This window comes from Streptomyces sp. NPDC054834, from assembly GCF_053611185.1.
This window is the reverse complement of sequence record NZ_JBSGZV010000009.1, coordinates 57239-76332: the sequence shown is the minus strand read 5'-3', so window position 1 is coordinate 76332 and position 19094 is coordinate 57239. Positions and strand designations below refer to the sequence as shown.

General features: G+C 70.5%; 17 protein-coding genes. 7 read left to right on the top strand and 10 right to left on the bottom strand.

Going from position 1 to position 19094, the window contains the following annotated elements; translation table 11 throughout:
* The first annotated feature begins 11 nt into the window (after positions 1-11).
* Complete coding sequence (locus ACWGJM_RS14890) at positions 12-851, top strand: DUF427 domain-containing protein (protein ID WP_453412073.1); 840 nt, start codon at positions 12-14, stop codon at positions 849-851.
* Here ACWGJM_RS14890 and ACWGJM_RS14885 read toward each other — a convergent pair.
* The 7 genes from ACWGJM_RS14885 to iolD form a co-directional block, all read right to left on the bottom strand.
* A complete protein-coding gene (locus ACWGJM_RS14885) occupies positions 848-2905 on the bottom strand; it encodes a beta-galactosidase (protein WP_453412072.1) in 2058 nt (685 codons plus the stop codon). The genes ACWGJM_RS14890 and ACWGJM_RS14885 overlap by 4 nt on opposite strands.
* Positions 2902-4224: a glycoside hydrolase family 36 protein gene (locus tag ACWGJM_RS14880; protein WP_453412245.1), complete on the bottom strand. Its 1323-nt coding sequence runs from the start codon at positions 4222-4224 to the stop codon at positions 2902-2904. The genes ACWGJM_RS14885 and ACWGJM_RS14880 overlap by 4 nt, the downstream gene beginning before the upstream one ends.
* A gap of 42 nt (positions 4225-4266) precedes the next feature.
* Entirely contained in the window at positions 4267-5157 is an 891-nt protein-coding gene (locus ACWGJM_RS14875) for a carbohydrate ABC transporter permease (RefSeq protein ID WP_453412071.1), read from the bottom strand.
* Positions 5154-6134 (bottom strand): carbohydrate ABC transporter permease, encoded by a 981-nt coding sequence (locus ACWGJM_RS14870; RefSeq protein WP_453412070.1) that lies wholly within the window; start codon positions 6132-6134, stop codon positions 5154-5156. Before ACWGJM_RS14870 ends, ACWGJM_RS14875 begins: the two co-directional genes overlap by 4 nt.
* Positions 6131-7444: an ABC transporter substrate-binding protein gene (locus ACWGJM_RS14865; RefSeq protein ID WP_453412069.1), complete on the bottom strand. Its 1314-nt coding sequence runs from the start codon at positions 7442-7444 to the stop codon at positions 6131-6133. The genes ACWGJM_RS14870 and ACWGJM_RS14865 overlap by 4 nt, the downstream gene beginning before the upstream one ends.
* A 209-nt stretch (positions 7445-7653) precedes the next feature.
* On the bottom strand, positions 7654-8439 hold the full coding sequence (locus ACWGJM_RS14860; protein WP_453412068.1) for a GntR family transcriptional regulator: 786 nt from the start codon (positions 8437-8439) through the stop codon (positions 7654-7656).
* Between the two features lie 28 nt (positions 8440-8467).
* On the bottom strand, positions 8468-10357 hold the full coding sequence (gene iolD / locus ACWGJM_RS14855) for a 3D-(3,5/4)-trihydroxycyclohexane-1,2-dione acylhydrolase (decyclizing) (protein ID WP_453412067.1): 1890 nt from the start codon (positions 10355-10357) through the stop codon (positions 8468-8470).
* A 173-nt stretch (positions 10358-10530) separates the two neighbouring features.
* Here iolD and ACWGJM_RS14850 point away from each other — a divergent pair, with 173 nt between their 5' ends.
* The 6 genes from ACWGJM_RS14850 (at position 10531) to ACWGJM_RS14825 (ending at position 16081) form a co-directional block, all read left to right on the top strand.
* Positions 10531-11550 (top strand): sugar ABC transporter substrate-binding protein, encoded by a 1020-nt coding sequence (locus tag ACWGJM_RS14850; RefSeq protein ID WP_453412066.1) that lies wholly within the window; start codon positions 10531-10533, stop codon positions 11548-11550.
* Positions 11550-12626: an ABC transporter permease gene (locus ACWGJM_RS14845; protein WP_453412065.1), complete on the top strand. Its 1077-nt coding sequence runs from the start codon at positions 11550-11552 to the stop codon at positions 12624-12626. Before ACWGJM_RS14850 ends, ACWGJM_RS14845 begins: the two co-directional genes overlap by 1 nt.
* Before the next feature lie 4 nt (positions 12627-12630).
* The gene (locus ACWGJM_RS14840) at positions 12631-13542 is read left to right on the top strand and encodes an ATP-binding cassette domain-containing protein (RefSeq protein WP_453412064.1); all 912 of its coding nucleotides are present in this window, start codon (positions 12631-12633) and stop codon (positions 13540-13542) included.
* 2 nt (positions 13543-13544) lie between these two features.
* Positions 13545-14447 (top strand): sugar phosphate isomerase/epimerase family protein, encoded by a 903-nt coding sequence (locus ACWGJM_RS14835; RefSeq protein WP_453412063.1) that lies wholly within the window; start codon positions 13545-13547, stop codon positions 14445-14447.
* A gap of 138 nt (positions 14448-14585) precedes the next feature.
* Positions 14586-15833, top strand: a complete 1248-nt coding sequence (locus ACWGJM_RS14830) for a serine hydrolase domain-containing protein (protein WP_453412062.1) — start codon at positions 14586-14588, stop codon at positions 15831-15833.
* A gap of 50 nt (positions 15834-15883) precedes the next feature.
* Entirely contained in the window at positions 15884-16081 is a 198-nt protein-coding gene (locus tag ACWGJM_RS14825; protein WP_453412061.1) for a hypothetical protein, read from the top strand.
* A gap of 7 nt (positions 16082-16088) precedes the next feature.
* Here ACWGJM_RS14825 and ACWGJM_RS14820 read toward each other — a convergent pair whose 3' ends face one another.
* The 3 genes from ACWGJM_RS14820 to ACWGJM_RS14810 are packed head-to-tail and all read right to left on the bottom strand — an operon-like array spanning position 16089 to position 19083.
* Entirely contained in the window at positions 16089-17093 is a 1005-nt protein-coding gene (locus tag ACWGJM_RS14820; RefSeq protein ID WP_453412060.1) for a Gfo/Idh/MocA family protein, read from the bottom strand.
* Positions 17094-17131: 38 nt separating this feature from the next.
* A complete protein-coding gene (locus ACWGJM_RS14815) occupies positions 17132-17908 on the bottom strand; it encodes an SDR family oxidoreductase (protein ID WP_453412059.1) in 777 nt (258 codons plus the stop codon).
* 8 nt (positions 17909-17916) lie between these two features.
* A complete protein-coding gene (locus ACWGJM_RS14810) occupies positions 17917-19083 on the bottom strand; it encodes a phytanoyl-CoA dioxygenase family protein (RefSeq protein ID WP_453412058.1) in 1167 nt (388 codons plus the stop codon).
* Positions 19084-19094 lie beyond the last annotated feature (11 nt).

Below are 19094 nucleotides of genomic sequence, written 5' to 3'. Positions count from 1 at the left end.
AGGAGCGGGTCATGACCACACTTCCCACCGCCCATTCCGTCCGCATCACCCCGGAGGGCTTCCTGTGGGAGCCCAGCGACCGCTGGGTGCGCGGGGTGAAGGGCGAGGTCACCGTCGTGGACAGCCGGCATCCCCTGCTGGTGTGGGAGCCCGGACTGCCCGTACCCCAGTACGCCTTCCCGCGCGATGAGGTCCGCGGGGACCTCCTGCGCCCGGCGGCGCACCCCCCGACCGGCGCGCACGCCGGGTCGCGGATCTTCTACGACCTCGACACCGGCGGCGAGCCGCTGCGGAACGCGGCCTGGACCTACCCCGGCCGCGATCTCGCCGGGCACATCACCTTCGCCTGGTTCCAGCACCGGGACCCGGGCCTCGACCACTGGTACGAGGAGGAGGAAGAGATCTTCGTCCACCCGCGTGACCCGCACAAACGCGTCGACGCCCTGCCCAGCAGCCGCCATGTCGTCGTCGAGATCGACGGCACGGTGGCGGCGGACACCCGGCGCCCCGTGCTGCTGTTCGAGACGGGCCTGCCCACGCGGTTCTACATCCCCCGCGAGGACGTCCGCCTCGACCTGTTCGAACCCACCGACCACAGCAGCAGGTGCCCGTACAAGGGCGTCGCCGAGTACTGGTCCTGGCGGGGCGACGCGGACGTGCCGTCGAACGTCCTGTGGAGCTACCCGGACCCCCTGCCCGCGGTGGGCCCGGTCAGGGGGCTCCTCGCCTTCTACAACGAGGCAGTCGACATCACGGTGGACGGCGATCACCGCAAACGCCCCGTCACCCTGTTCACCTGGGCCCTGCACAGCGGGCCCGAGGCCGGCGGACGCCGGGCGAGCACGGTCTAGGCGTCCGCGCGCGGCTCCCGTACGACGGCCACGTCACCGGGGGCCAGCGTGACCGAGCCGGCGGTCTCCTTGCCGGTGAGCAGTTCCGTGGCGCCCGCCGGGACCGCGATCTCGGCACCCTTCCCGGAGTGGTCGATCAGGAACACGTAGTCCGCGTCCGTGCCGCGCCGCCGGACCACCTCGACGCCCGCGGGCACCGTGCGGACCGGCTCCACACCCGCCTCGGCACGCACCCGGTCGAGGAGCGCGCCGAGGGTGTCCGGGTCCGGGAGCGTGGCCAGGTACCAGGTCGTGCCCGTGCCGTGCGTGTGCCGGGTGACGGCCGGTACGCCCGCGAGCGAAGCGAGGTGGGGGTACCCCCGGCCGGAGGCTGGGGGAGGTCCGTCCGTGTACGAGGCGACCGCCTCGGCGCCCGCCAGGCGCAGCCGCTCCGACCACAGCGTGCCCGTGGCCTCTCCCGGCACGTCCCCGCCCAGGCCGACCCGCTCGCCGGTCAGCAGCGGGAACGGCTCGTCGGAGCGCACGCCCAGCGCCTCGCGGAAGGCGCCCGGGTAACCGCCCAGCCGCACATGGCAGTTCTCGTCCACCATGCCGCTGTGGAAGCCCACGGCGAGGGTGCCGCCGCGCTCGGCGTACGAGGTGAGGTTCGCGGCGCCCGCGTCGTCGACCAGATAGAGGGTGGGGGCCAGGACCAGCCGGTACCCGGAGAGGTCCGCGTCCGGGCGGACGAAGTCCACGGCCACCCCGGCCCGCCACAGCGGTTCGTACCAGGTGCGCACCAGATCCAGGTAGCGCAGCTCGCCGCTCGGCTGTGAGGGCAGCTCGAGGGCCCAGCGGGCGTCCCAGTCCCAGACGATCGCGACCTCGGCCGTGCCCGTGCTGCCGCGCACCTCGGCCAGCGCCTTCAGGTCGGCGCCGAGCCGCACCACGTCCCGCCAGATCTGGCTGTCCGTCCCGGCGTGCGGCAGCATCGCCGAGTGCCACTGCTCGGCGCCCGCCTTCGCCGCCCGCCACTGGAAGTAGGCGATGCCGTCCGCGCCGTGCGCCACGTGGGCGAGGGCGTTGCGGCGCAGCTCGCCCGGGCCCTTGGCCCGGTTGACCGGCTGCCAGTTCACGGCGCCCGTGGAGTGCTCCATCAGCAGCCAGGGGCCGCCCGCGAGCGAGCGCGTCAGATCGCCGCTGAGCGCGATGTCGATGTGCGATTCGGTGTCCGTGGACCGGAGATAGTGGTCGTTGGAGACGATGTCCAGCTCCGGCGCCCAACGCCAGTAGTCCAGCGCCTCGAAGCTGAAGTTCACCATGAAGTTGGTGGTGGCGGGCGTGTCCGGGGCCGCGACGCTCAGCACGTCCCGTTCCGCCGTGTACAGCGACAGCAGCTCGTCGGAGCAGAAGCGCCGCCAGTCCAGCTGGTGCGTGGGGTTGGGCACGGCGCCGGTGGCGCGGGGCGGGAGGATCTCGTCCCAGCCGTAGTACCACTGGCTCCAGAAGGTGGTGCCCCAGGCGTCGTTGAGGGCATCGAGGTCCCGGTACCGGGCCCGCAGCCAGCCGCGGAACGCCTGGGCGCTGGTGTCGCAGTAGCAGGCCGCGTTGTGGCAGCCGTACTCGTTGTGCACGTGCCACATCGCGACCGCCGGGTGGTCGGCGTACCGCCGCGCCAGCTGGTCCGCGATGCGCAGGGCCGCCCTGCGGTAGGCGGGGCTGGACGGGCAGAACGTCTGGCGGCTGCCGTACGACAGCGTGCGGCCGTCCCGGTCCACCGGCAGGGCCTCGGGGTGGGCGCGGAAGAACCAGGCGGGCGGGGCCGCGGTCGGTGTGGCGAGGTCGGCGGCGATGCCGTTCTCGTGCAGCAGGCCGAGGATCCGGTCCATGCGCGAGAAGTCGTACACGCCCTCGGCGGGCTCCATCAGCGCCCAGGAGAAGATGCCGACGCTGACCATGGTCACCCCGGCCTCGCGCATCAGGCGCACGTCCTCGGCCCACACCTCCTCGGGCCACTGCTCGGGGTTGTAGTCGCCGCCGTAGGCGATGCCGGGGACGGACAGGGTGCGCTTCATCGGGCGTCTTTCGTGAGGAGGCGGCGCGTGGTCTCCACGCCCCACCGGTCGAGGGACAGCAGACGGTCGCTGGAGGCCATCAGGCCGCCGGTGGCCTCCACGTGTGCGGCCCAGCGTTCGCGGGTCTCCACGGCCGGGCGGGCCATCAGGCAGTCGGGGTCGTTGATCCAGAGCCGGCCGTGCTGCCACTGGCGGCCGGCGCCGGTGAACTCGGCCGGGTCCTGCCCGGGCTGGCTGTAGTCGCCGGCCTCGGGGCGGCGGTGCGGGGCCGTGTCGGGGCTGACCCGCATCGCGTCGAACAGGCCGAGGGAGGGCAGCATCGGGGCGCCGCAGCCCAGCAGGTAGGCGTCGGGTCCGATGGCTTCGCGGATGACGGCGATGCCGGCCCGGTAGGCGGACAGCGCGTCCATGTCCTCGTGGTCCCCGTGCCGCACGCCCTCCAGCGCGCCCGCGTACAGGAAGTCGGCCTTGAAGTAGTCGTAGCCCTCGGCGCGCAGCGTCCGGAAGACGCCGGCCAGGTAGGCGGCCGCCTCGGGGTGGGTGGTGTCCAGGACGCACAGGTCGTGGCCCCAGTTGCGGCCGGCGTGCGCGAAGCCGCCCGCGGCGTCGCGGACCAGCCAGCCGGGGTGCTCGGCGGCCAGGTCGCTCGCCGGGTCCACCAGGAACGGCGCCGTCCAGATGCCCGCCCGGCGGCCGCGTGCCCGGATGGCGTCCGCGATGCCCTCGCGGGAGCGGAAGCGCCCGGAGAGGGTGAGCCAGTCGCCCAGCGCACGCTGGTAGCCGTCGTCGATCTGGACGACGTCGATCGGCAGGTCGAGGGTGTCCATCGCGCGCAGGTTCTCGTGGATGTCGTCCTCGGTGACCTGGGTGAAGTACTCGTACCAGGAGCACCAGACCGTCGGGGCCGGGCGCGGGGCGGGCAGCGCGAGGCTGCCGGCCCAGTCGCCCAGCACCGACGGGATGTCCGTGCCGGTCCACTCCTTCACCGGGCCGTCGGCCTCCACCTCGGCTTGGTCGCCGGTGACGGTGAGGCGTACGGACGGCACTTCCCGGGTCGGGTCGGCCGCCGCCCACAGCCGTGCCGGGGAGCCGTCGCCGGGGTCGAGGGCGAGCAGGCCCTCGCCCTGGAAGGTACCGGCGGGGACGGTGACGCCCGGCCGGTAGCAGACGGTCGCCCAGTTGTCGTTCGCCGGGCGGTACGGCGTCCGGTCGAGGGCGTAGGCGCCGCTGGGGCTCCAGGACTGCCAGCCCTCCTCGTGGACGCGCGCGCGGCGCGGGTCCACGAGGACCGAGGCGACCGGGGTGAAGGGGTGGTGCACGGGGATCTCTTTCACGGAAGAAGGGGCCTCGGCGAAGGGGCCTCAGCCCTTGTTCGCACCCAGCGTCAGACCGCTCACGAACTGCCGTTGCAGCGCGAAGTACACGATCAGCGTCGGGATCGCGGTGAGCAGGGCGCCGGCGGCGACCAGGTTGGGATCGGTGAAGTACTGCCCGGAGAGGTTGTTCAGCGCCGAGGTGATCGGCATGTTCTCGCCGGTCGAGATCAGCACGATGGCCCAGAAGAAGTCGTTGTAGATCCAGATGGACAACAACGTCGCCAGGGCGGCCATCGCGGGCTTGCACAGCGGCAGCACGATCTGCCAGTACATCCGCCACACCGACGCGCCGTCGACGAGGGCGGCCTCGGTGAGCTCGTGCGGCAGCATGCGCATGTAGTTGCTCAGCACGAACGCGCAGAAGCCGGACTGGAACGCCACGTGGATCAGCACCAGGCCGAGCGCGGAGTCGTACAGCTTGCCGCTCATCGTGATACCGGGCAGGTCGATGAGCAGGTACATGCGGTACAGCGGGGTGATGATGACCTGCTGCGGCAGCAGGTTGCCGGCCGTGAACACCAGCAGCAGGAAGATGTTGAGCCGGAAGTCGAAGCGGCTGACGTAGAAGGCGACCATCGACGACAGCAGCAGCGTCACCAGCACGGCCGGGACCGCGATGACCAGCGTGTTGCCGAAGTAGTGCATCATGTCGGACTGCTCGAACGCGTTCGTGAAGTTGTCGAAGCTCAGCTTGTCCGGCCAGGAGACGTAGCCCTTGGTGCTGGTCTCCGAGTACGGGCGCAGGGCCGCGAAGACCGCCCACAGCAGCGGGGCGAGCCAGGCCAGCGAGGTGACGACGAGGAACACGTGCAGCAGGACCCGGGCCGGGCGGACCGGGGTGCGCTGCCGGCCGAGCGCGGCGGTGGGGGTGCTCATGCGCGCCGCTCCTTCCGGAAGGTCGCGATCAGATACGGGATGATGACCGCGAGGGAGATGACCAGCAGGACGACGGCGATCGCCGACCCGTATCCGATCCGGCTGGACTCGCCGATGATGTTGTTGGTGATCAGGATCGACAGCAACTCGGTGCCCTGGGCGCCCTTGTTGAAGACGAACACCAGGTCGAAGGCGCGTAGCGCCTCGATGATGGTGACGACCAGGACGACCGTGTTGGTCGGGCGCAGGGTCGGGAAGATGACGTTCTTGAACGTCTGCCACTCGTTCGCGCCGTCCAGCGAGGAGGCCTCGCGCAGCGACGGGTCGACGCCCTTGAGACCGGCCAGGTAGAGGATCATCATGTAGCCGGTGTGCCGCCAGGAGGCGGCGACCAGGACGGCCCACAGGTTGAGGTGCGGGTCGCCGATCCAGTCGATGTAGTGGCCGGGCTTGTTGGCCCCGATGAGGCTGTTGATCAGGCCCGTGTCGGGGTTGTAGACGAGCTGCCAGACGAACCCGGTGACGGCCAGCGACACCACGACCGGCAGGAAGAACGCGGTCTGGTAGACGCGGCTGAACCGGATCTTCTTGTCCAGCTGGACGGCCAGGAAGAGACCCATCGGCGTCGGGATCAGGATGAGTACGACGAACCAGATGATGTTGTGCTGGACGGCGGGCCAGAACTGCGGGTTGTCCGTGAACAACTGCTTGAAGTTGTCCAGGCCCACCCACTTGATCGAGTCGAAGCCGATGCCGTCCCAGGAGGTGAAGGCCAGCGCGATCGAGGCGAGGGCGGTGACCCAGACGAGGGCCACGTGCAAAGCGGTCGGCACGCCCGCCATGAAGGCGAGCGTGATGCGGTCACGGCGGGTCAGCAGGCGCTTGTGGCCCTGCGGGACCCGCTTCTTGGCAGGCGCGGGGCCCGGAGGCGGCACGGCTGCCGCCTCCGGGCTCTTCGGGGTGATGTCGGTGCTCATGCGGAGGCGAAAATCGTCTTCTTCTGGCGCTCGATCGAGGACAGCAGGCTGTCGACGCCCTTGGGGTTCTGGAGGAACTTCTGGAGCCCGGGCTGCATCACCGTGGAGGTGAAGTCCGGCCGGGAGTCGCGGTCCATGAACTGGGTGAGGCTCTTGGCCTCACTGATCATCGTGTACGCCTTCTTCTGGAGCGCGGTGTACGAGGAGGTGTCGGCCTTGCTGGAGGCGGCCACCACGCTGGAGTCGGCCTTGAGGTAGACCGCCTCGGCCTCCGGGGTGCCCAGGAACTCCATCAGCTTCACCACGCCCGCGTGGTTCTTCGGGGACTTGCTGACCATGAAGCCGTCGGTGGGCGCCTCGACGGTGTCCTGGCCGTACGCGGAGTTGATCTCCGGGAAGGCGAAGAAGTCGAGGTCCTCGACGTCGGCCTTGTTGGTGAACTGCTGTGCCACGAACGAGCCCAGGAGGTACATGCCGGCCTTCTTCGACACCAGCGTCTGGGCGGCGTCCTGCCAGGTGCGGCCCATGAAGCCGTCCTGGTGGTAGGGCAGGAGCTCGGCCCAGTGGTCGAAGACCGCCTTGACCTTGGCGTCGGTCCACGACTCCTTGCCCGCCATCAGGGACTTGTGGAAGTCGTAGCCGTTGAGGCGGAAGTTGATCTGGTCGAAGGTGCCCATCGCCGGCCAGGCGTCCTTGTCGCCGAAGGCGATCGGGACCAGGCCGTCCTTCTTCATCTGCTTGCACAGGGCGACGAGCTTGTCCCAGGTGGTGGGGATCTCGTAGCCGTGCTGCTTGAACACGCTCTTGCGGTAGAAGAGCCCCCACGGGTAGGTGTACAGCGGCACGAAGTAGTACTTGCCGTCCTCGCCCTTGCTGAGCTGCTTCATCGCGTCGGGAAAGTTGTCCCCGATCTTCGCCCACACGTCGTCGATCGGCGAGGCCAGCTTCTTGGCCGCGAAGAACTGCATGCGGTAGCCGGCGAACCAGGTGAACACGTCGTCCGGCGTGCCCTGGAGGTAGGAGTTGATCTGCTCCTGGAAGGTGTTGTGGTCCTTCGTGTTCACGTCGACCTTGATGCCGGACTTCTTCGTGAAGGCCGCGTAGATCTCGGCGAACGCCTTCTTCGGCACCGCGTCCGAGGAGTTGGAGCCCAGGCTGACGGTCTTCGGGTCGGAGGACGAGCCGCTGCCGCCGCAGGCGGACAGCAGGGGTATGCCGGCGCCGGCGACGAGGGCGGCCCCGCCCGCTCCGCGGAGCAGGGAACGGCGGCTGGGGCCCGGGACGGACAGGCCGGAGGGCGAGAGGCGCATGGCGGCTCCTGAAAGGCAGGGTTCGGACAAGGGGGAGCCGGCCTCCGAAAGGTCCTCGAAACCGATCAGAAACCAACTCGACCGAACATCGTGGGCGTAATAACAGCCGCATGTCCGCTCATGCGTCAATACCTTCCGTCCGTCTCATGCGTCTCTTGCCCGAAACGTAATCGACACGGCCACCAGCGAGTTCGTTCACAAAGTGACAGTCACGGTCTGACCAGCAGCTGGAAGTCGAAGGCGTACCGGGACGCCCGGTAGATGTGGGTCCCGTACTCGACCGGGCGGCCCGCGTCGTCGTACGCCGTGCGCTGCATCGTGAGCAGGGCGGAGCCCTCCTCCTCGTCGAGGCGGGCGGCCTCCTCGGCGGTGGCCGAGCGGGCGCCGACGGTCTGCCGGGCGCTGTGCAGGGTGATCCCGGCGGAGCGCATCATCCGGTACAGACCGGTCGACTCCAGCCGGGCCTCGTCGAGTTCGAGCAGGGCGGCGGGCAGGTAGTTGCACAGGAACGCCACGGGCCGGCCGTGGGTGAAGCGCAGCCGCTCCAGGACCGCGACCTCGCCGCCCTTTGCCATGCCGAGCGCGGCGGCCACGTCGGTGGCCGCCGGGACGCGCTCGTGGCGCAGCACCCGCGTCGTCGGGCCCTGCCCGGCCGACTCCAGGTCGTCGTAGAGGCTGCTGAGCTCCAGGGGCCGCTTGACCTGGCTGTGCACGACCTGCGTGCCGACGCCCCGGCGGCGTACCAGCAGCCCCTTGTCCACCAGGGACTGGATCGCCTGCCGCACCGTCGGCCGGGACAGGCCCAGGCGTACGGACAGGTCGATCTCGTTGCCCAGCAGATTGCCGGGAGCCAGGATCCCGTGTTCGATCGCCGCCTCCAGCTGCTGGGCGAGCTGGTAGTACAGCGGGACCGGACTGGTGCGGTCCAGGGTGAAGTCGAGGGAGTCGAGCGCGGAAACAGTCACGGGGCGGGTGCGGGCACCGGTCCTCGGCATCGGGACACTCCTTGGGGCGGGGGGAAGTTCAGAGGTGCCGGCGGCGGGCCGCGACCTGCCGGTCGTAGTCCTCGCGGGCCCGTACGGCGGCCTCGCGCGAGGCCGCCTCGGCGACGGGTACGTCCCACCAGGCCTCGGCCGGGGGAGCGGTGGGGGCGGGATCGTCGAGGTCTGTCTCGACGTACACACAGGTCGGCCGGTCGGCGGCGCGGGCCGTGGCGAGCGCCTCACGCAGCTCCCGGACCGTTTTGGCGCGCAGCACGTCCATGCCGAGGCTGGCCGCGTTGGCGGCCAGGTCCACGGGCAGCGGGGCGCCCGTGAAGGTCCCGTCGGCGCCCCGGTGGCGGTAGGCGGTGCCGAACCGCTCGCCGCCCACCGACTCGGACAGGCCGCCGATGGAGGCGTACCCGTGGTTCTGGATCAGCACCAGCTTGACGGGCAGCCGTTCCTGGACGGCGGTGACGATCTCGGTCGGCATCATCAGATACGTGCCGTCCCCGACCAGCGACCAGACCACGGCGTCCGGGGCCGCCTGCTGGACGCCGATGCCCGCAGGGATCTCGTAGCCCATGCACGAGTAGCCGTACTCCAGGTGGTACTGGCGCGGGCTGCGGGCCCGCCACAGCTTGTGCAGGTCGCCGGGGAGCGAGCCCGCCGCGTTGATCACCACGTCCTCGTCGCCGGCCACCGCGTCCAGGGCGCCCAGCACCTGTGTCTGGGTCGGTACGGCGTCCTCGTCGTCGGCCCGGTAGGCGGCCGTCACGACCCGCTCCCAGCGCTCCTTGCCCGCGCGGTACTCCGCCTCGTACGCCGGGTCCACCCGGAACCCGGTCAGCTCCCCGCCGAGCGCCTCCAGGGCGGCCCGGGCGTCGGCCACCACGGTCCGGGCGGCCAGCTTGTGGGCGTCGAAACCGGTGATGTTGACGCCCAGGAAGCGGACGCCCGGGTTCTGGAACAGCGTGCCGGAGGCGGTGGTGAAGTCGGTGTACCGGGTGCCGACCCCGATGACCAGGTCGGCGGTACGGGCGAGGTCGTCGGCGACCGCCGTGCCGGTGTGGCCGATGCCGCCCACGTCGGCGGGATGGTCGTACCTGAGGGAGCCCTTGCCCGCCTGTGTCGAGGCGACCGGGATGCCGGTGGCGTCCACCAGCGCCCTGAGCGCCTCCTCGGCGCGGCTGTGGTGGACTCCGCCGCCCGCGACGATCAGCGGCCGCTCGGCGGCGCGGACGGCCCATACGGCGGCGGCGAGTTCGGCCGGGTCCGGGGCGGGCCGGCGTACGTGCCAGACGCGCTCGGCGAAGAACTCCTCCGGCCAGTCGAAGGCCTCCGCCTGTACGTCCTGCGGCAGCGCGAGCGTGACGGCGCCGGTCTCCGCCGGGTCCGCCAGCACGCGCATGGCGTTCAGCGCGGACGGGATCAGGGCCGCCGGGCGGGTGACGCGGTCGAAGTAACGGCAGACCGGGCGCAGGGTGTCGTTCACGGACACGTCGGCCTCGGTCGGGTGCTCCAGCTGCTGGAGCAGGGGATCGGCGGGGCGCGTGGCGAAGCCGTCGCCCGGCAGGAGCAGCACGGGCAGGCGGTTGATCGTGGCCAGGGCCGCGCCCGTGACCAGGTTGGTCGCGCCCGGGCCGATGGACGTCGTCACCGCCTGCGCGGACAGCCGGTCGAGGTGCCGGGCGTGTCCGACGGCCGCGTGCACCATGGCCTGCTCGTTGCGACCCTGGTGGAAGGGCATCAGGCCGGGGTGTTCCAGGAGGGCCTGCCCGATTCCGGCGACGTTGCCGTGGCCGAAGATCCCCCAGGTGCCGGCGATCAGCCGGTGCCGGACGCCGTCGCGTTCGGTGTACTGGACGGAGAGGAACCGCACCAGCGCCTGCGCGACGGTCAGGCGGCGGGTTGACTGACTCGAGTGGCTCATGCCTCTCAGGTGTAGGTGCGGACGGCGGCACTGTCAATGATTTGTACTTACATTCTGACCTGCTTCTGAAATGATGTCTTAACAAAGTATTGACAGCAGGCGTGGCAGGGACTTGGATCGCGTCCCAGCGCAACAGCGTCCTTTCCCCCGTCGCACAGTGAGGTGCAGGACAAATGGACCGCTCTTCTCTCTCCCGCTCCCGCAGACTGGCCCCCGTCGTGGCCGTGGCAGCCGCGGCAGCACTGACCCTCGCAGGCTGCTCCAGCAGTTCGGGAGGGAAGAAGGCCGAGGAAGGGGGGACGAACGCGTCCGCGGGCAAGGCCACGACCCCCCGCATGACGGTCGCCCTCGTCACCCACCAGGCGCCCGGCGACACCTTCTGGGACATCGTCCGCAAGGGCGCCGAGGCCGCCGCCGCCAAGGACAACATCAAGCTCGTCTACTCCCACGACCCGAACGCGGGCAACCAGGCCAGCCTGGTGCAGAACGCCATCGACCAGAAGGTCGACGGCATCGCCGTCACCCTCGCCAAGCCCGACGCCATGAAGGACGTCGTCAGCAAGGCGACGGCCGCGAAGATACCCGTGGTCGGCCTCAACTCCGGCGTCAGCGACTGGAAGAAGCTGGGCCTGATGGAGTTCTTCGGGCAGGACGAGAGCGTCGCCGGCGAGGCGCTCGGCAAGCGGCTGAACCAGGAGGGCGCCAAGAAGGCCGTCTGCGTGGTCCAGGAGCAGGGCAACGTCGGCCTCACCCAGCGCTGCGACGGTGTGAAGAAGACGTTCTCCGGCACGACTGAGACGCTGTACGTGAACGGCACCGACATGCCGTCCGTGCAGTCGACGATCACCGCCAAGCTCAAGCAGGACTCGGCCATCGACTACGTCGTCGCCCTCGGCGCCCCCTACGCGCTGACCGCGGTGCAGTCGGTGGGCGAGGCGGGCAGCAAGGCCAAGGTCGCCACCTTCGACCTGAACAAGGACCTGACCAACGCCATCAAGAAGGGCACCATCCAGTTCGCCGTGGACCAGCAGCCCTACCTTCAGGGCTACCTGGCGGTCGACTCCCTCTGGCTCTACAAGAACAATGGCAACTACAGCGGCGGTGGCGAGCAGCCGGTGCTGACCGGACCGGCCTTCGTCGACAAGTCCAACGTCGACACCATCGCCGAGTTCGCCGCGAAGGGCACCCGGTGATGAGCATGACCCAGCACGCTGAACCGGCGGTGGGCGCGCCGCCGGGTGCCGGCCCCAGGAAGACCGACGGGCGCACCGCCGAACGGCCCCTGGTGCTCCGGCTGCTGGCCCGCCCCGAAGTGGGCGTCTTCCTCGGCGCCGTCGCCGTCCTGGTCTTCTTCCTGATCGCGGCGCCCACGGTCCGTCAGGGCAGCTCGATGGCCACGGTCCTCTACCAGTCGTCGACCATCGGGATCATGGCGCTGCCGGTGGCCCTGCTGATGATCGGCGGCGAGTTCGACCTGTCGGCCGGTGTCGCCGTGATCACCTCGGCGCTGACCGCGAGCATGCTCAGCTACCAGCTGACCATGAACGTGTGGGTGGGCGTGATCGTCGCGCTGTTCGTCTCGCTCGGCATCGGCGCCTTCAACGGCTGGATGGTGGTCCGCACCGGACTGCCCAGCTTCCTGGTCACCCTGGGCACCTTCCTGATCCTCCAGGGCGTCAACCTCGCGGTCACCAAGCTGATCACCAGCAACGTGGCCACCGACGACATCAGCGACATGGACGGCTTCGACCAGGCGAAGAAGATCTTCGCCTCCTCGTTCGACGTCGGCGGGGTGCAGGTGAAGATCACCGTGGTGTGGTGGCTGGTCTTCGCGGCCGTCGCCACCTGGGTGCTGCTGCGCACCAAGTACGGCAACTGGATCTTCGCCGTCGGCGGCAACAAGGACAGTGCGCGGGCCGTCGGCGTCCCGGTGAACTTCACCAAGATCACGCTGTTCATGACCGTGGGCTTCGGCGCCTGGTTCGTGGGCATGCACCAGCTGTTCTCCTTCAATACGGTGCAGTCCGGCGAGGGCGTCGGCCAGGAGCTGATCTACATCGCCGCTGCGGTGATCGGCGGCTGTCTGCTGACCGGCGGCTACGGCTCCGCGATCGGTCCGGTCTTCGGTGCCTTCATGTTCGGCATGGTGAACCAGGGCATCGTCTACGCCGGCTGGAACCCCGACTGGTTCAAGGCGTTCCTCGGCGTGATGCTGCTCGGCGCCGTGCTGATCAATCTGTGGGTCCAGCGCACCGCGACCAGGAGGTGACCCGATGACGACCAACGGAACCGGAACCCACGGTGCCGTCCTGGAGGACACGGTGCCTCCCGAGGACGGGGCGATCGTCGAACTGCGCAACGCGGGAAAGTCGTACGGCAACATCCGCGCCCTGCACGGCGTCGACCTCAAGGTCCACCCCAGCCGGGTGACCTGCGTCCTCGGTGACAACGGTGCGGGGAAGTCCACCCTCATCAAGATCATCTCGGGGTTGCACCAGCACACCGAGGGCGACTTCCTCGTCGACGGCACCCCCGTACGCTTCTCCACCCCGCGCGAGGCCCTCGACCGCGGCATCGCCACCGTCTACCAGGACCTCGCCACCGTCCCGCTGATGCCGGTGTGGCGCAACTTCTTCCTCGGCTCCGAGATGACCAAGGGTCCCTGGCCCGTGCGCCGCCTCGACATCGCCCGCATGAAGGCCACGGCCGACGAGGAACTGCGCAACATGGGCATCATCCTCGACGACCTCGAACAGCCCATCGGCACCCTCTCCGGCGGCCAGCGCCAGTGCGTCGCCATCGCCCGCGCCGTCTACTTCGGCGCCCGCGTCCTCATCCTCGACGAACCCACCGCCGCCCTCGGCGTCAAACAGTCCGGCGTGGTCCTCAAGTACATCGCCGCCGCCCGCGACCGTGGCCTCGGCGTCATCTTCATCACCCACAACCCCCACCACGCCTACATGGTCGGCGACCACTTCAGCGTCCTGCGCCTGGGCACCCTGGAACTGTCCGCCCACCGCAGCGAAGTCAGCCTGGAGGAACTGACCAACCACATGGCCGGCGGCACCGAACTCGCCGCCCTCAAACACGAACTGGCCCAGGTCCGCGGCGTCGACGTCGAAGAACTCCCCGAGGAGGAAGACCTCACCGCGCCCGTGGCGACCTCTCCGGAAGGGACCTCCTGACCATGGCCGACGCCCTCGACCGCATCCGGGTGGGCTCGGCCCCCGATTCCTGGGGCGTCTGGTTCCCCGACGATCCGCGACAGGTGCCCTGGCGGCGCTTCCTGGACGAGGTCGCCGAGGCCGGCTACTCCTGGATCGAGCTGGGCCCGTACGGCTATCTGCCCACCGACCCGGCCCGTCTCACCGACGAGTTGCAGCAGCGGAACCTGAAGGTGTCGGCGGGCACGGTCTTCACCGGCATGCACCGTGGCCCGTCCGTCTGGGAGGCCACCTGGGAGCACGTCAGCCAGGTCGCCGCGCTCACCCGCGACATGGGGGCGAAGCACCTCGTCGTCATCCCCTCCTTCTGGCGGGACGACAAGACCGCCGAGATCCTCGAGCCGCCGGAGCTGACGGCCGAGCAGTGGGCCCATCTCACCAAGGGCATGGAGCGGCTCGGTCACGAGGTTCAGGAGGTCTACGGCCTCGACCTCGTCGTCCACCCGCACGCCGACACGCACATCGACACCGAGGACCATGTCGAGCGGTTCCTCGACTCCACCGACTCCGAACTGGTCAACCTCTGCCTGGACACCGGTCACTACGCCTACTGCGGCGGCGACAGCGTCAAGCTGATCGAGACCTACGGCGAGCGCATCGGCTATCTGCACCTCAAGCAGGTCGACCCGGACATCCTGGCCGACGTCGTCAAGAACGAGGTGCCGTTCGGCCCGGCGGTCCAGCGCGGGGTGATGTGCGAACCGCCCGCCGGGGTGCCCGAGTTGGAGCCCGTGCTGGCCGCGGCGCAGCGGCTCGGCGTGGAACTGTTCGCCATCGTCGAGCAGGACATGTACCCGTGCGAGCCGGACAAGCCGCTGCCCATCGCGGTGCGCACCCGGCAGTTCCTGCGCTCCTGCGGGGCCTGACACCGGGGGCCCCGGCCGGTGCCCGCACCGTCCGGGTCCCGCGACGCCCGCGCGTCACCGCCGACAGGCGGCGGCGCGCGGGCGCTCCTATCGTGGAATGACGACTCCTGGGGGGCAGCCGACGTCGGGAGCACGCCCATGTCGCACAGGGCAGCACGACTGCGCAGGGGGGCGGTCACCGCCGCCGCGGTGGGGGCGCTGGTGACGCCGGCCGTGGGCTGGGCCGCCGCCGTGCCGCCGCCGTCGGCCGCCTCCACCGCCCCGGCACCGCCGTCGCCCTCCGTCCCGGGTGACGAGGTCCGCGAGCTCACGCCCGCCGTGCAGCGTCAGCTCGACGCGGCCGTGCAGGGCGTGATGCGCGAGGCGAACGTCCCCGGGGTCACCGTCGGACTGTGGACACCCGACAAGGGCCGGTACGTGAGGTCCTTCGGCGTCGCCGACAAGGCGACCGGCCGGCGGATGTCCTCCGACCTGTACATGCGGATCGGCAGCGAGACCAAGACGTTCACCGTGACGGCGCTGCTGAAACTGGTCGACCAGGGCAGGGTGGGGCTGGACGACACGATCGACAAGTACGTCGACGGGGTGCCGAACGGTGACCGGATCACCCTGCGCGAGCTGGCCGGCATGCGCAGCGGACTGTTCAACTACTCCGAGGACGACGACTTCTTCAAGGCGCTGACCTCGGATCCGCGACGGCCGTTCACCCCGCGGCAGCTGCTCGACTACGCCTTCAGGCATCCCGTGCTGTTCCCGCCGGGGGCGAAGTTCGACTACAGCAACACCAACCTGATCCTGCTCGGCCTGGTCGTCGAGCGGCTGAGCGGCCGGTCGCTCGCGGACTACATCCACCGGAACGTCCTGGGCCCCGCCGGCCTCGACCACACCCTCTTCCCCGCCGGCGACGAGTTCCCGGCACCGCACGCGCAGGGGTACACGAACCAGACCGCGACCGGCAGGGTCGAGGACTCGGCGGACTGGAACCCGTCCTGGGGCTGGGCGGCCGGCGCGATGATCTCCGACCTGGACGACCTGCGGATCTGGGCGCGCACGGTCGCCACGGGACAACTGCCCGACGGCCGCACCCTGATCAGCCCCGCCACCCAGAAGCAGCGGCTCACCACACCCCCGACCCCCATCCCGGGCGCCGGATACGGCCTGGGGGTCTTCGACGTCCAGGGCTGGATCGGCCACAACGGCTCCCTGCCCGGCTACGAGTCCCTCACCATCTACCTCCCATCGGCCCGGGCGACCCTCGTCGTGCTGCTGAACACCGACATCGACCACCAGGGGACCGAGCCCAGCACCCTCTTCGGAGACGCCATCACCAAGATCGTCTCCCCGGACCACGTCTTCGACCTGCCCGCGGAACCGGCGGCGCGGTGAGAACGTTCAAGAGGGTGACGGGGTGTGGCCACCGTGACGGGGAGGACCGGATGAACGGCGAATCGAAGGACGAGGGCACACAGGGCACACAGGACACCACCGAGGCCGCCGCGCGCCGGTCCCGGTTCGGGACGCTGCCGGAGCCGGTGCGGCTGGCGGACACGGTGGAGGAACGGCCGGCCACCCGGCCGGACCCGGCGCGCGACGCCTACGATCCGAACGAGTGGCTGGTGCGTTACTGCCTGTGAGGGCCGCTCAGGTGCCGCGGACCTCCGCGATGGTCACCGGCCGGTGCTCGTGCAGCGACAGGGTGCAGGCCTCCGCGATCCAGCCGGCCTCCAGGGCGTCCGCGATCGTGCAGGGGGAGGGGCGGGTGCCGGCGACGACCTCGGTGAACGCGGTGAGTTCGGCGCGGTAGGCGTCGGTGAAGCGGTCCATGAAGAAGTCGTGCGGGGTGCCGGAGGGGAAGGTCACGCCGGGCTCGACGGAGCGCAGCGGGAGCTTGTCGTCCAGACCGACGGCGATGGAGTCCGTGAAGCCGTGCAGCTCCATCCGGACGTCGTAACCGCGGGCGTTGTGACGGCTGTTGGAGATCACCGCGATCGTGCCGTCGTCGAGGGTGAGGAGCGCGCCGGTGGTGTCGGCGTCGCCCGCCTCCTTGATGTGGTCGGCGCCCCGGTTGCCGCCGACCGCGTACACCTCGGTCACCTCGCGGCCGGTCACCCAGCGGATGATGTCGAAGTCGTGCACGGAACAGTCGCGGAAGATACCGCCGGAGGCGGCGATGTACGCGGCCGGGGGTGGGGCCGGATCCAGCGTCGTCGAGCGGACCGTGTGCAGCTTGCCCAGCTCACCGGCCTGTACGGCGGCCCGCGCGGCCACGAAGCCGGCGTCGAAGCGGCGGTTGTAGCCGATCTGGACCGGTACATCGCTGCCCTCGACGGCCTTGAGGACCTCGACGCCCTCCCGCATGGTGCGGGCGACGGGCTTCTCGCAGAAGACGGGAACACCGGCCTCTACGCCGGCCACGATCAGGGCGGGGTGGGCGTCGGTGGCCGCGGCCACCACGAGAGCGTCCACCCCGGCGGCCAGGACCGCCTCGGACGAATCCGCGACCTCGGCCCCGAACCGCTCGGCGGCGGCCTTGGCCGCGTCCGCGAACGGGTCGGCGACGACGAGGGACTCGACGACGTCGAGCCCGGAGAGGGTCTCGGCGTGGAAGGCGCCGATGCGGCCGAGGCCGAGGATTCCAATACGCATGCCGGTGCAGCTCCTAAAGTGCGTTGGTGCGGAGGGGGCTAGTCGAGACCGCCCAGTACGTTCTGGTCCCAGTCGATCACCGAACCGGTGACCACGCCGGACCGGTCGGACAGCAGGAGGACCACGAAGTCGGCGATCTCGTCCGGCCGGCCGAGCCTGCCCATCGGCAGCCGGGCCGCGGCCTGTTCCCGCCAGTCGTCCCCGGCGCCGTGGAAGGCCCGCTGCGTCGCGTCCTCGCCCTCGGTGGCGGTCCAGCCGATGTTCAGGCCGTTGATCCGGATCCGGTCCCAGCGGTGGGCGTGCGCCGCGTTACGGGTCAGGCCGGCCAGGCCGGCCTTGGCGGCGACATACGGCGCGAGGAAGGGCTGCCCGCCGTGCGCCGAGGAGGTGATGATGTTGACGATCGTGCCGGGCGCCTTGCGGGCCACCATGTCGGCGACGGCCGCCTGCATGGCGAAGAACGGTCCCTTGAGGTTGATCGCGATGTGCTGGTCGAACAGCTCGGGCGTGGTGTCCAGCAGGGTGCCCCGGGAGGTCAGGCCCGCCGAGTTGACCAGGCAGTCCACCCGGCCGCAGGCGTCGACGACCTCCGCCACGGCGGCCTTGGCCTGCTCGGCGTCCGCGAGGTCGGCACGTACGTACAGGGCCTTGGCACCGGCCGCCGCCAGTTCGGCCACCAGGGCCTCGCCCGGCTCGGGGCGCCGCCCGGTGACGGCCACGACCGCCCCCTCGCGGACCGCGGCCCGCGCGATCGCGGCGCCCACCCCCTGGCTGCCCCCGTTGACCAGGACGACCTTGCCGTCGAGAAGTCCCATGTGTGTCCTCAGCTCTCGCGTCGCCCGGTACCGGCGCGCAGCTCCGTGCGGAGCACCTGTGGCGTCCATTCCTCACTGAGCGCCCGCCGGACGAGGTCCGCCTGCGAGGGCGGGGCCAGGCCGTCCACCGGCGGGTCGCTGTCGAGGTTGGTGGGGAAGGGGTAGCCCTCGGCGCTCGCCGCGACGACATGCTCCAGCCAGGCCGCGCCGACGCCCTCCGCCTTCCGCTTCAGCAGCACCGGATACAGCGCGTTCACCACCGCCTCCCGGTCCACGGTCTCCATCGCGCGTCCGAAGGCCGAGGACACCTGGAGGAGGTTGGCCGTGCGCCGGATGTCCGAGGTGCGGTTCGTGCCGGCCGCGTGGAAGAGCGCCGGGTTGAAGAAGGCCGCGTCGCCCTTGGCCAGGGGCAGCTGGACGTGGTGCGTCTCGAAGTAGGCCTGGAATCCGGGCAGCCGCCAGGCCAGGTAGCCGGGCTCGTACTGCTGCGAGTAGGGCAGGTACAGCGTAGGCCCGGACTCGACCGGCATGTCGCAGTGGGCGACGGCGCCCTGAAGGGTGAGCACCGGGGAGAGGCGGTGCACGTGCGCCGGGTACGCGGCGGCGGCCTCGGCCGTGAGGAAGCCCAGGTGGTAGTCGCGGTGCACGGTCTGGGCGGCGCCGCCGGGGTTGACCACGTTGACCTGGGAGGTGACCTGGTAGCCGGGGCCCAGCCAGGCTCTCGACACCAGGGCCAGGATGTCGTTGGCGTAGTAGTCGGCGAACGCCCCGGGGTCGTACAGCGCCGCCTTCTCCAGCGCGTTCCACACCCGGTCGTTGGCGCCCGGCCGGGCGAAGTGGTCCCCGGCGCTCGCGCCCGAGGCCCGCTGTTCGGCGATCAGCGCGTCGAACACGGCCGTGGCCCGGTCGACGACGGCCGGATCCGGGAAGGCGCCCTCGAAGACCATGATTCCGGGGCCGTCGGTGAGCGCGCGGACCAGCTCGGCCTGGACGGCGTGGCGGTCCCCGGCCGTCCGCAGCCGCTCGCTGTCGTAGACGAGGACGTTCCGCTCCACCTTCGAGGCGTGCGGGTAGTCGGCTGGGTCGGTGGTCCGCTCGACGAGTGCGCGGAAGGCGTCGAGATCGCAGTCCTGCTCGGACAGCCAGATGGGGCCTGTTGCGGAGGCGAGGGACATCGGTGTCCTTC